This window comes from Candidatus Thalassolituus haligoni (genome assembly GCF_041222825.1).
Taxonomy (GTDB): Bacteria; Pseudomonadota; Gammaproteobacteria; order Pseudomonadales; family Oceanobacteraceae; genus Oceanobacter; species Oceanobacter antarcticus.
Genome location: NZ_CP139482.1, coordinates 1,265,678 through 1,279,562, shown reverse-complemented (window position 1 = coordinate 1,279,562; position 13,885 = coordinate 1,265,678). Strand labels below are relative to the sequence as shown.

Annotated in this window: 13 protein-coding genes; 3 read left to right on the top strand and 10 right to left on the bottom strand. The window is 54.2% G+C overall.

The features are described from left to right. The 10 genes from fliI to SOJ49_RS05760 form a co-directional block, all read right to left on the bottom strand. Positions 1-1,344 carry a flagellar protein export ATPase FliI gene (gene fliI / locus SOJ49_RS05805; RefSeq protein ID WP_369857290.1) on the bottom strand — a complete coding sequence of 448 codons (1,344 nt, stop codon included), beginning with the start codon at positions 1,342-1,344 and terminating at the stop codon, positions 1-3. Next, a complete protein-coding gene (locus tag SOJ49_RS05800; RefSeq protein ID WP_369857289.1) occupies positions 1,331-2,548 on the bottom strand; it encodes a FliH/SctL family protein in 1,218 nt (405 codons plus the stop codon). The genes fliI and SOJ49_RS05800 overlap by 14 nt, the downstream gene beginning before the upstream one ends. Position 2,549: 1 nt before the next feature. Further along, a complete protein-coding gene (gene fliG / locus SOJ49_RS05795) occupies positions 2,550-3,566 on the bottom strand; it encodes a flagellar motor switch protein FliG (RefSeq protein WP_369857288.1) in 1,017 nt (338 codons plus the stop codon). Further along, a complete protein-coding gene (gene fliF, locus SOJ49_RS05790; RefSeq protein ID WP_369857286.1) occupies positions 3,559-5,250 on the bottom strand; it encodes a flagellar basal-body MS-ring/collar protein FliF in 1,692 nt (563 codons plus the stop codon). The genes fliG and fliF overlap by 8 nt, the downstream gene beginning before the upstream one ends. Positions 5,251-5,299: 49 nt before the next feature. Further along, a complete protein-coding gene (gene fliE, locus SOJ49_RS05785) occupies positions 5,300-5,791 on the bottom strand; it encodes a flagellar hook-basal body complex protein FliE (RefSeq protein ID WP_369857285.1) in 492 nt (163 codons plus the stop codon). A gap of 66 nt (positions 5,792-5,857) precedes the next feature. Then, positions 5,858-6,175 carry a hypothetical protein gene (locus SOJ49_RS05780; protein WP_369857284.1) on the bottom strand — a complete coding sequence of 106 codons (318 nt, stop codon included), beginning with the start codon at positions 6,173-6,175 and terminating at the stop codon, positions 5,858-5,860. A gap of 85 nt (positions 6,176-6,260) precedes the next feature. Next, a complete protein-coding gene (locus SOJ49_RS05775) occupies positions 6,261-7,970 on the bottom strand; it encodes an AAA family ATPase (RefSeq protein ID WP_369857283.1) in 1,710 nt (569 codons plus the stop codon). A gap of 968 nt (positions 7,971-8,938) precedes the next feature. Continuing rightward, positions 8,939-10,579 (bottom strand): chaperonin GroEL, encoded by a 1,641-nt coding sequence (groL, locus tag SOJ49_RS05770; protein WP_369857282.1) that lies wholly within the window; start codon positions 10,577-10,579, stop codon positions 8,939-8,941. 56 nt (positions 10,580-10,635) lie between these two features. Then, a complete protein-coding gene (locus SOJ49_RS05765) occupies positions 10,636-10,929 on the bottom strand; it encodes a co-chaperone GroES (protein WP_369857281.1) in 294 nt (97 codons plus the stop codon). 167 nt (positions 10,930-11,096) lie between these two features. After that, positions 11,097-11,576: an FxsA family protein gene (locus SOJ49_RS05760; protein ID WP_369857280.1), complete on the bottom strand. Its 480-nt coding sequence runs from the start codon at positions 11,574-11,576 to the stop codon at positions 11,097-11,099. A 358-nt stretch (positions 11,577-11,934) separates the two neighbouring features. Between SOJ49_RS05760 and SOJ49_RS05755 the strand changes: the two genes are divergently transcribed. From SOJ49_RS05755 to SOJ49_RS05745, 3 genes are all read left to right on the top strand, one after another. Then, positions 11,935-12,693 carry an SDR family oxidoreductase gene (locus SOJ49_RS05755; protein WP_369857279.1) on the top strand — a complete coding sequence of 253 codons (759 nt, stop codon included), beginning with the start codon at positions 11,935-11,937 and terminating at the stop codon, positions 12,691-12,693. Between the two features lie 109 nt (positions 12,694-12,802). Next, positions 12,803-13,138 (top strand): MGMT family protein, encoded by a 336-nt coding sequence (locus SOJ49_RS05750; RefSeq protein ID WP_369857278.1) that lies wholly within the window; start codon positions 12,803-12,805, stop codon positions 13,136-13,138. A gap of 136 nt (positions 13,139-13,274) precedes the next feature. Continuing rightward, complete coding sequence (locus SOJ49_RS05745) at positions 13,275-13,844, top strand: NUDIX hydrolase (RefSeq protein ID WP_369857277.1); 570 nt, start codon at positions 13,275-13,277, stop codon at positions 13,842-13,844. Positions 13,845-13,885: the final 41 nt, after the last annotated feature.

Below are 13,885 nucleotides of genomic sequence, written 5' to 3'. Positions count from 1 at the left end.
CTACCCGGCAGCTAACGCCGGAATCAGTGCCGTCAGTTGCGCTTCGCTGTCAGCCAGACTGGCACCTTCATCCAGTCGCTGACGCAACATATTTTTGATCGCGGGCAAGCGCTCTATCGCCAGATCCAGCATCGGGTCGCTGCCCTTCTGATAAGCACCCACACTGATAAGATCCTGATTCTGGCGGTAGTGAGACACCAGCTGCTTGACCAGCTGAGCGCGCTGTAGCCAGTGTGGTGGGACAATATGGGGCATCACCCGGCTGACCGACGCCTCAACATCGATAGCCGGGTAATGACCTTCTTCGGCCAAGCGCCGGGACAAGACGATATGGCCATCGAGAATGGCCCGGCTGGCATCCGCAATCGGATCCTGCATATCGTCGCCTTCACTCAAAACGGTATAAAACGCCGTAATCGAGCCACCACCAGCCACCCCATTACCCGTACGTTCCACCAGCTTCGGCAGCTTGTTAAACACCGAAGGCGGATAACCCTTGGTCGCTGGCGGCTCACCCACTGCCAGAGCAATTTCACGTTGGGCCTGAGCGTAACGGGTGAGCGAGTCCATCAGCAGTAACACCTGCTCACCCTGATCGCGGTAGAATTCCGCCACCGCCGTACAATATTGGGCTGCTCGCAGTCGCATCAGCGGAGAATCGTCAGCCGGGGAAGCAATCACCACCGCTCGCGCCATCCCTTCTTCGCCCAGAATATCGTCGATAAATTCCTTCACTTCGCGGCCGCGTTCGCCAATCAGGCCCACCACCACAATATCGGCGGTGGTAAAGCGGGTCATCATGCCCAATAGCATGCTTTTACCCACACCACTGCCAGCAAACAAACCGATACGTTGACCACGCCCTACTGTCAGCATGCTGTTAATGGCCCGGATACCCACATCGATGGGTGTCCGGATCGGATCACGCTGTAACGGGTTAATTGGCTGGCCCTGCAAATGCCCTTGCTGCGGTTGCAGCAACGGCCCTTTACCATCTAATGGTCGTCCGGTTCCATCCAGAACCCGACCCAGCAGGCCGTAGCCAACCGGTACATCCGCGCTGCCATTCAATGCCCAGACCCTGGCACCGGGCTTGAGCCCATCCACCTGTTCGATTGGCATCAGGAAGACGCGCTGATCGTCAAAACCGACCACTTCGGCTTCTATTTGATCCGTCCGATCCGCGTGACTGGTGCGTTCTACCGCGCAGCGATCACCGATACGTACATTCAGGCCCACGGCTTCCAGAGTTAGCCCGACCATGCGTACCAGTCTTCCGGTCACTCTGGGGTGATAGGTGGTTTTAACCGCCGGTAGTTGCGCCCAGGCGTCAGAGAGTTTCATCGGCGTCTTCCGCGGGTATTGCAGTGGTGGGCTCTGGCTCTGGCTCTGGCTCTGGCTCTGGCTCTGGCTCTGGCTCTGGCTCTGGCTCTGGCTCTGGCTCTGGCTCTGGCTCTGGCTCTGGCTCTGGCTCTGGCTCTGGCTCTGGCTCTGGCTCTGGCTCTGGCTCTGGCTCTGGCTCTGGCTCTGGCTCTGGCTCTGGCTCTGGCTCTGGCTCTGGCTCTGGCTCTGGCTCTGGCTCTGGCTCCACAGGATTTACCGCTGGCTGCCAGGTATCAAGCGTCTGCTCCAGATCAACCGCACGCTGTTCGTCATCCGGCATCTGCTGATAAAGCAACGGTGCCAGTTCTTCCAGTAACTGCTGCAGATGTTCGTACACCCGATAGTCTGCGCGACTATCGGTGGTTTTAATCACACATTCTCCGGCTGACAACTGACGATCGATACTGACATTTAGCTGCTCGCCAAACTCGGCCAATTCACCTTCCAGGTGCGCGGCATCTTCGGCGGCGATATAAATCCGCGCACTGGTCTCTTCGCCGTCGGGTAACTGCGCCAAGGCAGACTGGACATATTGGTAAATGGCACGGGCACCATGAGTCAGTTCGCAGCGCAATACCTGTTCGCAAGCCATCACCACCAGCCCGGTAATCACCTCTGGCAGTTCGCTATCCCGCTCCAGAATATGCGCACAGGCCAGCTCGTTCAGGGTCGTCAGGCGCTTGTTCAGATCGGTTATCTGCTGCTGCCCGGCCGCCAGCGCTTCGGCCTTGCCTTCGTTAAAGCCGATGGGTTTGCCCTCGGCTTGGCCTTGTTGCAGACCCTCTTGCTGACCACGTGCCAAACCGTCGTCGTAGCCTTTTTTTTCACCCTGCTGACGGCCTTCAACCAGACCTTGTTCGAGGCCCTCGTTGTAGGCCTGACGACGAATATTTTCGAGTTCTTCGGCAGTCGGAAAGCTCAATTCCGCTGCATCGATTGTGGTCTGAACCGCGTCGGTTGCGTGCGTTGACGTGGTGGTGTCTCTGGAGGGCTTCGCAGCAGGTGGCGGACTTTTTTTCGCCGCCAACGCCAACGCACCGGATTGAACAGAGGACTCCGGTTTCCTCACCTGAAAGTCGACGTCTTCCGTCCAGAAGGGCAGCTTCCACGGCTTTGCCTGCTTTCCCTGCTTATCTAACAGATGTTCTGCATCTTTGTTAGCCATGTTACATCATGGCCTCGCCGCCACCGCCCAGCACAATCTCGCCAGCATCCGCCAGACGACGGGCAATGGTCAGGATTTCCTTTTGCGCACCTTCCACTTCGCTGACCTTGACCGGCCCTTTGGCCTCAAGATCGTCACGCAGCAATTCAGCAGCGCGTTTGGACATGTTCTTGAAGATTTTTTCCTGCACCATGGGATCGGCACCTTTAAGGGAAACAACCAGCAGATCGGTGGAAACTTCGCGCAACAGCGCCTGAATCCCCCGATCGTCGACGTCGCCGAGGTTGTCGAACACAAACATCAAATCCTGGATCTGGGTACCCAGATCCTCGTCGACCTCGATAATCCGCTCCAACAGCTCGGCTGCCATGGTGCTGTCGACCATGTTGACGATATTGGCGGCCACCTTGACGCCGCCCATGGTGGTCGTTTGTGCACCGGCCTTGCCAGAGAATTGACGCTCAAGAATATCATTCAGCTCTTTTAACGCCGCCGGTTGCACCGCTTCCAGTGAGGCAACACGCATGATGATGTCGAGACGAACCTTTTCATCAAAGTTGGAAAGAATTTCTGCCGACTGGTCGGAATCCAGATACGACACCACAATCGCCTGGATCTGCGGATGCTCTTGACGGATCAGATCCGCGACCTGGCGGGGTTCCATCCATTTGAGTGAATCCAGACCCGAGGTATTACCCCCCAGCAGAATTCGGTCGATCAAGGCCCCAGCCTTGTCGGAGCCCAGCGCCTGCGTCAGCATATTGCGGATATAGTCATCCGAGCCGAGACCCATACCGGTCTGGCCAGACACAGCTTCGAGAAATTCAGCCACCACGTTTTCGACCTGGGTCTGATGAATATTGGTCAGTGTTGCCATGGCAGTACCCACTTTCTGTACTTCTTTTGGCCCCATTTGTTTGAGAATTTCTGCTGCGTCCTTTTCACCCAGACTCATCAGCAGGATAGCAGCTCGCTCAACACGACTGAGTTTGCTTGGATCATTTCCGGTATCAGGCATTTTCTTCATTCACCCATTTGATGACAGCTTGTGCTACCCGAGCCGGGTCTTCAGCAATCAATCCCTTGATTGCATCCAGCTGACGTTCATAACTTTCGGAAGCACCAGGCAACAGCAGTTGTTCCATTCCGGCGATGGAGACCTTGTCTTCATCCATACCGGAGTCGGCATCTTCGAGCTCATCCAGCAGGATGCCATCGTCATCTTCGCCCTTGTGGGAGAGGCTGCGGAATGTCGGCCGGATCACACCAAAGATCAGAATCAGAATAAACAGACCCGCTAACACTTGTTTGAGAATTTCCCAGAACCAGGGTTGGGTCCAGAATTCGGGTTCACCCAGCGCCAGATCCCGCTTGCCCATAAAGGGCGAGTTGATGACGTTAACGCTGTCCCCACGAGACGCGTTAAACCCAACGGTATCCCTGACCAGTATTTCCAGGCGCTGCAAATCGTTATCTGTCCATGGAATATAGACCACCTCACCTTCCGCGTTGGTCGTTTCGCGGTCATTCACCACCACGGCAACGGTCAATCGTTTCAGACGTCCCACTTGATGCTGTTTAAAGCTCAGTGTCCGGTCGATTTCGTAATTCCGGGTAGCTTCCGAGCGACGCTTGCCCGTTCCTGCGGCAGCACCAGTTCCGATGGCCTGCTCTGGCGCGGTAGCCGCCGCTGGCGGCTGGTTGGACAAGGCACCGGGAATACCGCCCGCCGCGTTGTCGCCGTTGGCTTCATCGACCAGCTGCTCACTGCGCAGGGCGATCAGGTCAGGGTTGTAGAGTTCCTCGGCCTGTTCCAGCCGGGTAAAGTCGACGTCGGCGGAGACTTCGGCCTTGTAGTTGTTCTCACCCAGTACCGGTTTCAGAATGTTGTTCACCGCCTGAATGATGTTGTCTTCCACTCTCTGGCTGTAGTCCAGCTGTTTGGCCGCCAGCATTTCTTCACTGGCTTCTTCCACCTTGGAAAGCAAATTACCGTGCTGGTCGACCACCGAGACGTCACTGCGATCCATCTCGCTGACACTGGACGCCACCAGATTGATAATGGCTTCGACCTGATCTTTGGACAGATCCCGCCCCGGAAACAGCTCCAGAAAGACCGAGGCTCTTGGCTTGCGCTGATCCCGCACAAACACCGATTGTTTGGGTAACGCCAAATGCACCCTGGCATTACGCACCGATTTGACACTGGCAATAGTACGTGCCAGCTCTCCCTCCAGGCCCCGGCGGTAGCGGGCATTTTCGATAAACTGACTGGTGCCCAGCGAGCTGTCTTTATCCAGCACTTCCAGGCCGACGGTCTTGTCATCGATCAGGCTGGCAGCGGCCAGCTTCATACGAGCTTCGTGCAGATCCGCCGCTTCGACCAACAGAATCTGGCTGCCAGGATCAATTTCAAAGGCAATGCCTTCGCGCTGCAGTACTTCAATAATATCTTGGGCGTTATGGTCTTGCAGACGATGAATCAACGGCTTCCAGCTTGGCTCCTGCGACCAGAGCAAAATCGCAATCGACAGCGCAATGACCAGAGCAATCCCACCAATCGTGGCAATCTGGCGAGCCATCGGCAGCTTGTTAAAACCCAACAGTACCGGATGGCCGGAACCGGATGCCAACTCATCTGCCTTGTGGGGATCAACTCCCGCAGCGGCGACATCTTCTGCTTTGGCAGGTAAATCAGCCATGACCGTACTTCCTGAATGATGGATTAGATAACGTCATCACGACGGCCACTTACAGCGGCATGTTCATGACGTCTTTATAGGCTTCGACCAGCTTGTTACGTACCTGGGTCATGGCCTGAAACGAGACAGAGGACTTCTGCATCGCGATCATTACCTCTGGCAGATCAATAGTCGGATCACCCTGCTCAAAACGGCTGGCCAGGCTGGCAGAATGTTGTTGGGTTGCGTTAACGCCATTAACGGCATTTCCCAACATGGTCTGGAAATCGGGGACGCTGTTATCGCCCCGTTGAGGCTGGCCCGACGCCGCCGTACCAATTGCTGTATCCAGCTGTTGGTTTAGCTGCGACTGAAACGAAGCAGGATTAATACCGCCAACCGAGCTGCCGGAGGTCACTTGCGTCGTGGTTCTGGCCGACAAGCTCGGATTGATTGGCTGTTGCAGCTGCGAAGCAGACATCTGTTCTTGCTGGCTACGAAGCTGGGTTTTGACCTGACGCATCTGCATCAAAACCGAATTCACATCAACACGATTAACCATAATCCTTCCCCATGACTGGTTTATCCGCTCGCCAGCGCATTGACACTGACGATTTACCGTCTGACGTCACAGTAAAAAAGTGACGTCTTTTTGGCGGAAATACACAAAATTGAGCACTACAGGGGATAGAGCAACTAGCTTGCCAAGTTGTGAAAAGAAAGAACGGGGAGAAAGGCGGAGAAAAAGCTGGAAAGAGAAAGCTGGGAGGGCGAGCTGCCATGCTCGCCAGCCATCGTGCGTATCAACATCAATACGATTAGCAGAGTTAGCAGGCACGGCGGCCTGCGCTCCCAGAAGATTCACAGCCGCTGGGAGGACGAGCTGCCATGCTCGCCAGCCATCGTGCGTATCAACATCAATACGATTAGCAGAGTTAGCAGGCACGGCGGCCTGCGCTCCCAGAAGATTCACAGCCGCTGGGAGGGCGAGCTGCCATGCTCGCCAGCCATCGTGCGTATCAACGCCAATGCTATCTGCGTTTGCTGTGGTCGATATCCATACCCCGAAAAACACTGCAGCGCTCGAACGCCTCCAGCGTTGGCTCCGTCGACTTGTACAGGCAATATTTGGACACCAGTCGTGACAACCCTTTAATGTCTCGCCCGGTCGCCGCCGGAAAGACATCGGTCAGGGTTTCCAGCAATTCGGTACCGATCTCCAATCCGAACTGGCGCGTCATCACATCCCAGATTTTTTGCCGATCGGCCCGTTCCGGTGGATGGTATTTGATCAGTGCGATACAACGGGAGACGATAGCCTCATCAATATCTTCCACCCGGTTAGTGGTCAGAAACAGCAGGCCATTAAAGTATTCCAGCACCCGCAGGAACACTCCGACCACGGCATTGGCGGCAATATTGTCATCCCGGCGCTTGATATACACATCCGCCTCATCAATCAACATCACCGCACCCCAGCGCTGCGCTCTGGTCAGGGTATCCTTCAGCGCCAACTCCATTTCCTTCACATTCAGACCCAACTGCCCGGAATGCACCCGATATAACGGCCGTTTGATAATTTCCGAGTACACCTCCGCCGTCAGGGTTTTGCCCACCCCTGGCGGCCCGGCACACAACACCGTCGTACCACCGGATTTGCCTTCGACAATATCGTCCATCAGCACGTCCATTTCTGCCGTCAGAATATCAATCAGATCGGTTTGCTCCGGCGGCAAAATCAGTTTGTCTTTCAGCTCTGGTTGATAAATATAAGGTTCCATATCATCAACATGCACCCAGACATGATGATGCAGTTCCAGATGGAACATCAGCATATAGCCGTGAACCGGCAACTGGGTAAACACACCCTCTGGAACATTCGCCATCAGGGCTTCAACCCGTCGCTCCACCTTCTCGTCAAAATTCATACTGCGCCCGGCCTTGCGCAGGTATTTACCCAGAATCTGACCCGGCGCATCCAACGTCAACTCACGCTCCTTGAGCACTTCCTCATCGTTCACCAACCGGGCCTTGCCACCACCCGACGACAAAACCACCAGATTCTTACGCGACCAGTCGGTTGTGCGATGACTGGAACCCGGATCTTCAGCAAAAATGCCCGTACCCGCGCCGGAAAACTGCATCCCGTAGTCGGAACGCCAGTCAAAAAAACGACTGGCTGATGCATCGTAAGCGGCTATTAACTCAGGAGTTTCTTTCAGAAATCCCTTGCTGGCGAAAATTTCCGCCAGTGTATGATCCTCGATATCACGCTCACGAATAATCAGATTTTCGGTCGAGATTTTAGCCATGGCATTGGCTTTTAACTCCAGCATGATCCGGCCCGTTTCTTCCTCACCGGGCGGCGTAAAATCGATGCGGGTAACCAGATAGGCAATAGGTTTGCCGGAAGTCACCACCCGAAATAACCAGCCATTAATCACATTCTGCAACAAATATTCTGTGATAGCCGCGACCAGCAGCTCCAGATTACCCGATTCAAACCGTTCCCCTTCCGTCGCCATCGCCTGCTTTAACGTCGCAAGCTGCGCCGCCTGGCCTGCCATTGCCGGGCCAGCCTCGGCATACAACTCACTCAAAAAGCCGAGCTGATCGACCGTGAGTTGGACAAACGGCACCTCCGCCCGATGACCAAAACGCAGCTGTTCGGCCAAAAACGACAGCGTCGGAAAACGCTCGACCAGCGCTTCTACATAAATACGATGAATGTTCAGTTTCATAATCAACACTTAAAAGAACGTCAGTTGACAGCGGCTGTTGCAAGCTCCAGACCACACACTAACGTTTTGATTTTATTGAAAAATAGAAAAAATTACCGCGCGATTGTCGGAATCAAGAAAAGCCGTCTGTCGTAAATCATACAGACCGTGGGCGCAGAGTCGTGCAGGATTAAATAGATATCCCATTTGCATCCTGAATAAAAACCCACACTCCAAGAAAACAACGCCATCACTAGGAGCCTGTCGGACTTAGGCGTTCGTCGCGAGGGAAAGACTGGTTTGAGCGATTTTTGCGCAAATTTGAGGCGAATAGTGGTTCTATTTAACTTAACCAGAATTTGCTCAAAAAAGAGCCAGATTCAGCTTTTCCGCAGTAGAGCAGCCCTCAGCCCGACAGACTCCTAGCAAAAGATGACTATCAGAAAGTTGAACTTTTGCTCCAGATTCAACACCGCAATGCTATTGCCGCACCGGCTGTAGCCAACAAAAAATATACATATTTCAATGTCACTTCAGAAGCTAACTTTTGATATTCAAATGCGTTCTTCACTGACAATACAGTTTCCTTAACCGTTTTATTTCTGCGCATGCGCGTTTTTCTGGCGACCCAGGCACACAAAACAGCAGTACGCCGCAGACACAACATTCCATAATTCGACCACTTACGCTATCTGCTGCCGGAAAAACGAGCAACCGGTTCAGGTAATACGAGCATAAATTGCATCTGATTCCTGATTTACTGTCTATCCGCACAGACTTCAGGTATTGACCAACGCCAGCAGTCTTCGTGCCTCTGTTTCCTGTACCACCTCGCCTACTTAGCCGTGAAACAGCCGTGAAATAGCCGTGAAATAGCCGCAAGCGTAAACCTCATTTATAGAATGCAGCCCAAATAAAAACCCGCGCTGATTACTCAGTGCGGGTGTTTATTTGGCTTGGTAGCCGGAGGATGATGGAGGTTATTTACCTCACATCATGCCGCCCATGCCACCCATTCCGCCCATGCCACCCATGTCTGGCATGGCTGATGCCTCTTTAGGAATCTCGGCAACCATGGCTTCAGTGGTGATCATCAGGCCAGCAATGGAGGCTGCGGCCTGCAGGGAAGAACGAGTCACTTTTGCTGGGTCGAGAATACCCAGTTCAATCATGTCGCCGTACTCGCCAGTGGCAGCGTTAAAGCCGAAGGCGCCTTCGCCTGCTTTAACTTTGTCGACAACCACGGAGCCTTCAGCACCGGCGTTGGCGGCGATCTGACGGATGGGCGCTTCCATCGCGCGCAGGGCCAGTGCAATACCGACGTTCTGGTCTTCGTTGTCGCCTTCAACCGCTACGCTACTCAGCGCACGGATCAGGGCAACACCACCACCAGCAACCACGCCTTCTTCTACCGCAGCACGGGTAGCGTTCAGGGCATCGTCTACGCGGTCTTTTTTCTCTTTCATTTCAACTTCAGAACCGGCACCTACTTTGATAACGGCGACGCCGCCAGCCAGTTTGGCTACACGTTCTTGCAGCTTTTCTTTGTCGTAGTCAGAGGTAGATGAAGCCATTTCTGCACGAATCTGTTCAACACGGGCAGAGACTTCAGCACCGGAGCCAGCACCATCAACAATCACGGTGTTTTCTTTGCTGATAACGACTTTTTTGGCCGTACCCAGCATTTCGAGGCCTGCGGTTTCCAGTGACATGCCGACTTCTTCGCTGATGACCTGACCACCGGTCAGTATCGCGATGTCTTGCAGCATGGCTTTACGACGATCGCCGAAGCCTGGTGCTTTGACAGCAGCCACTTTGAAGGTGCCACGCAGGTTGTTTACAACCAGTGTTGCCAGTGCTTGTCCTTCAACGTCTTCTGCCACAATCAGCAGTGGACGGCCGGATTTGGCGACGTTTTCCAGTACTGGAATCAGTTCTTGCAGGTTGTCGACTTTTTTGTCAACCAGCAGGATCAGTGGATTTTCCAGCTCGGCGGTCATTTTTTCTGAGTTGTTGACGAAGTAAGGTGACAGGTAGCCACGGTCAAACTGCATGCCTTCAACCACTTCCAGCTCGTCTTCGAAGCCTTTGCCTTCTTCAACGGTGATGACGCCTTCTTTGCCGACTTTTTCCATGGCTTCTGCAATCAGAGCGCCTACGGTTGCATCGGAGTTGGCAGAGATAGTACCCACCTGGGCAATGGCTTTGCTGTCGGCACATGGTTGGGACTGGGCTTTCAGCTGTTCAACAACGGCGGTGGTTGCCTTGTCGATGCCGCGCTTCAGATCCATTGGATTCATGCCAGCGGCAACGGCTTTCAGGCCTTCGTTGACGATGGCTTGTGCCAGTACGGTGGCTGTTGTGGTGCCGTCACCGGCTTTGTCGTTGGTCTGGGAAGCGACTTCCTTGACCATTTGTGCACCCATGTTTTCGAACTTGTCTTCCAGTTCGATTTCACGTGCAACAGAAACACCGTCTTTGGTGATGGTTGGGCCACCAAAAGACTTTTCCAGTACGACGTTGCGGCCTTTAGGGCCCAGTGTCACTTTAACGGCATTTGCCAGTACGTTGACACCGGCCAGCATTTTCTGACGAGCGTCATTGCCAAATTTAACTTCTTTAGCGGACATAATGTTCTTTCCTCAAAATTATTCGGTTACAAACGGGGATCAACAGGAAGCGTGAATCAGGCTTCCAATACGCCGTAGATGTCGCTTTCGTTCAGAATCAGCAATTCTTCACCATCGATGTTGATGGTGTTGGAACCGGAGTACTTGCCGAAGACCACGGTGTCGCCCACTGCAACAGCCAGAGCCTGTACATCACCATTGGTCAAAACGCGACCGGTACCGACAGCTACCACTTCGCCCTGGTTTGGTTTTTCAGCGACAGATCCTGGCAGCAAGATACCGCCAGCAGTGGTTTGCTCTTCTTCCTTGCGACGAACAACAACACGATCGTGTAAAGGACGGATTTTCATTTGAGGTTGTCTCCAATGTATAAAGCAATGTTTACGGTGTGCGGGGCCGATGGTGTCTTACACTCGCCCCAAATCTGTGTGTTTCGATAATTGGGACGCCGCGATGGTTTTCAACACCCCGACGTAAAAAAAATTGTATTTGGTGGTATCTGCAACAAACGACTGGCTCAGTCTTCGCGACGATATTCGCCTTCAATCACTTCCGGCCGATGGCTAGCTGGTTCAGGTCGGTCGACAAATGGCGCTGGCTGCTCTGGGTCGGATCGACTGGCAAAACCGCCTCCGGCGACCACAACTCGGGGTTTGATCAGTTTCAGTACATGGCCAACCAGCGCCAGCCGGACGACGGGAGCCAACAAGGCAAATCCGACCGCATCCGTCAGAAACCCGGGGGTCAGCAGCAAGGCGCCAGACAAGGCCAGCAAGAAGCCTTCTGCCAGCTCGCGTGCGGGCAGTGTCCCTTCCTGCATTTTCTGGCTGGCACGCATGAGTACGTCCATGCCCTGCTTTTTAAGAATATTGACACCAATAATGGCGGTCACAAAGATGATCACCAGCGTCCAGATCACGCCGATATAGCCGCCTACCTTGATCAAAACAGCCAGCTCTAACAGCGGCACAACAATAAACAAGACTAAAAATGGCACGATTACCTCCAGGTCTGTGCTTGAAATTCTGTAGGGTTGGATACTCCAACGCCCGAAAATTCCAATCGATGTGATGCGCTGGAAGCAACCAGAGCGCTTCATGTTGTACTTAATCGGGGCGCATTGGGCAAAAAGCAAGGGCAGAACAGCGGCAGATAACAATCCTTTGGGCCTTCGGCGCTGGTCTACACCAAAAGCAGGGTTGGGAGGAAACAACCATGGATTATACTGGGCCGATTTCTCAAGGCTGTCCGGTTGTGTTGAGCAGAACCGCCAGCTGCTATTGATGGCAGCGATGAACGTTTTTTATGCAGAGTAGATGGTTGTTGCCTGTCCCCTGTTTACAACGGAGTACGCTATGAATTTGCAAGACAAAGTGATCGCGATTACGGGTGCCGGCCAGGGCCTTGGCCGGGCAATGGCTGTTTATCTGGCCGCTCGCGGAGCACGTATTGCGGTGATTGATATCAATCAGGAGCATATGGCTGAGACGCTGGGTCTGATCGAGGCGGCGGGCAGCAGTGGCCGCAGTTATCGCTGTAATGTGGCGCAGGAAGATGAGGTAGAAGCCACCTTTGCGGCGCTTGCCAGTGACTTCAACGGCTTGCATGGTCTGGTGAATAACGCCGGGATTTTGCGTGATGGCCTGATGGTGAAAGTGAAAGAAGGTGATGTCAGCAAGCTGTCGTTGGCGCACTGGCAGGCGGTCATCGACGTTAACCTGACCGGGGTGTTTCTTTGTGGCCGTGAGGCGGCGGTGCAGATGATCCAGCACGATTGTCAGGGTTGTATCGTTAACATTTCCAGTATTTCCCGTGCCGGTAATATTGGCCAGAGTAATTATTCTGCCGCCAAGGCCGGTGTTGCCAGTCTGGCGACAGTCTGGGCAAAAGAACTGGCCCGCTACGGTATTCGTGCCAATGCCATTGCGCCGGGGTTTATTGCGACCGAAATGACCCAGAGTATGAAGCCGGAAGTGCTGGATAAAATGACCGCCGGAATTCCGGCGCGACGCATCGGACAAGCGGATGAAATCGCCCATACGGTGGCTTTTCTGATGGAGAATGATTATATGTCGGGCCGGGTCGTCGAAGTGGATGGCGGCTTGCGTATTTGAGTTGGCTGGCGTTCAGGCAACATTGATCCCAGTTGCGTGCCGGGGTGTCCAGCTCCCCGGCATTGTGGTTACACTGTCGGCCCAAATACTTCCAGAACAGGCCGCAACCATGGTTATTGCGCCCCGATCGGTGGCTCCGGTCACACCTAACGATATTCGTTTGTTTACCCTGCTCGCCAGCGTTCCACCTGGCCGGGTGGTTACCTATGGTCAGTTGGCCGATTTTATCGGTGCGCCGCGACGGGCGCGCTGGGTAGGCCAGCTACTCAGACAATTACCGAAAGACAGCAGTCTGCCCTGGCATCGTGTTATCAATGCCCAGGGCAAAATCAGTTTGCCGATTCTTGAAGGTGGCCGCGAACAGGCTGAGCGCCTGCGGGCAGAGGGCGTGCTGGTGTCGGTCGATGGTCGCGTCAGTCTGCGGCTCTATCGCTGGATGCCTTGATGTTCGGCTATTCTTTTATTGGTATTTCAAACAGATGTTCTCTGGCAGGTAATTCTCTGACAAATAGTTCTCTGACAGGTCAATTATTACCCACCCTGGCCCTGCCCTGTCGCCATCCGGTTTATGGAGCCGTACCATGCTGACGTCAATTCTGATCGGTTTTGTGTTGCTGCCTTTATTGGTCACAACGTCCATTATGGTGGTTGCCGAGCCTCCCGCCGGGGTGATCGCCTACACTTGCGTCGGCCCACAAGCTCAGGTGCTGCTGGCCTACGACAACGGCAAGAATCGTAATGGCTGGGCGGCCTTTGGCGGTCATGGCGAAGACGGCGAGCGCATTGTTGATACCGCAGCCCGTGAGTTCCGCGAAGAAACCGGTTGTATGTTTGCCACCCCCTTGCCAGCTGATCTTGAAGGTCGCAAGCGTTCAACGGTTGGCCCTTTCTATACTTATGTGGCGGAAGTGACCTACGTTGATCCGGCGTCGATTGCCGCCTCCCAATGCGGTACGCCACGCGAGCGTAAGGACTGGATCTGGGTCAATCTGGAAGATCTGGTGGTTGCCTTGCGCAGCGGCGATGATGTTGCCGACGCCAGTATTCCAGGCAAGCGCTATCCCTTGTGGTTTGCCGGTCGACTGTCGTTAAAACAGGCGCTGAACGATGGTTTGCTGCCAGACTCCAGCGCGGTGTGTCTGCAAAACTAGTTCTCGTCCGGTCACAGCCCTTGCCCACTTATCTTTTGCCG

Coding starts and splice junctions, on each gene's coding strand:
- SOJ49_RS05755 (WP_369857279.1), top strand. CDS start 11,935: ATGAATTTGCAAGACAAAGTGATCGCGATTACGGGTGCCGGCCAGGGC.
- SOJ49_RS05765 (WP_369857281.1), bottom strand. CDS start 10,929: ATGAAAATCCGTCCTTTACACGATCGTGTTGTTGTTCGTCGCAAGGAA.
- SOJ49_RS05750 (WP_369857278.1), top strand. CDS start 12,803: ATGGTTATTGCGCCCCGATCGGTGGCTCCGGTCACACCTAACGATATT.
- fliE (WP_369857285.1), bottom strand. CDS start 5,791: ATGGTTAATCGTGTTGATGTGAATTCGGTTTTGATGCAGATGCGTCAG.
- groL (WP_369857282.1), bottom strand. CDS start 10,579: ATGTCCGCTAAAGAAGTTAAATTTGGCAATGACGCTCGTCAGAAAATG.
- fliI (WP_369857290.1), bottom strand. CDS start 1,344: ATGAAACTCTCTGACGCCTGGGCGCAACTACCGGCGGTTAAAACCACC.
- fliG (WP_369857288.1), bottom strand. CDS start 3,566: ATGCCTGATACCGGAAATGATCCAAGCAAACTCAGTCGTGTTGAGCGA.
- SOJ49_RS05775 (WP_369857283.1), bottom strand. CDS start 7,970: ATGAAACTGAACATTCATCGTATTTATGTAGAAGCGCTGGTCGAGCGT.
- SOJ49_RS05800 (WP_369857289.1), bottom strand. CDS start 2,548: ATGGCTAACAAAGATGCAGAACATCTGTTAGATAAGCAGGGAAAGCAG.
- fliF (WP_369857286.1), bottom strand. CDS start 5,250: ATGGCTGATTTACCTGCCAAAGCAGAAGATGTCGCCGCTGCGGGAGTT.
- SOJ49_RS05745 (WP_369857277.1), top strand. CDS start 13,275: ATGCTGACGTCAATTCTGATCGGTTTTGTGTTGCTGCCTTTATTGGTC.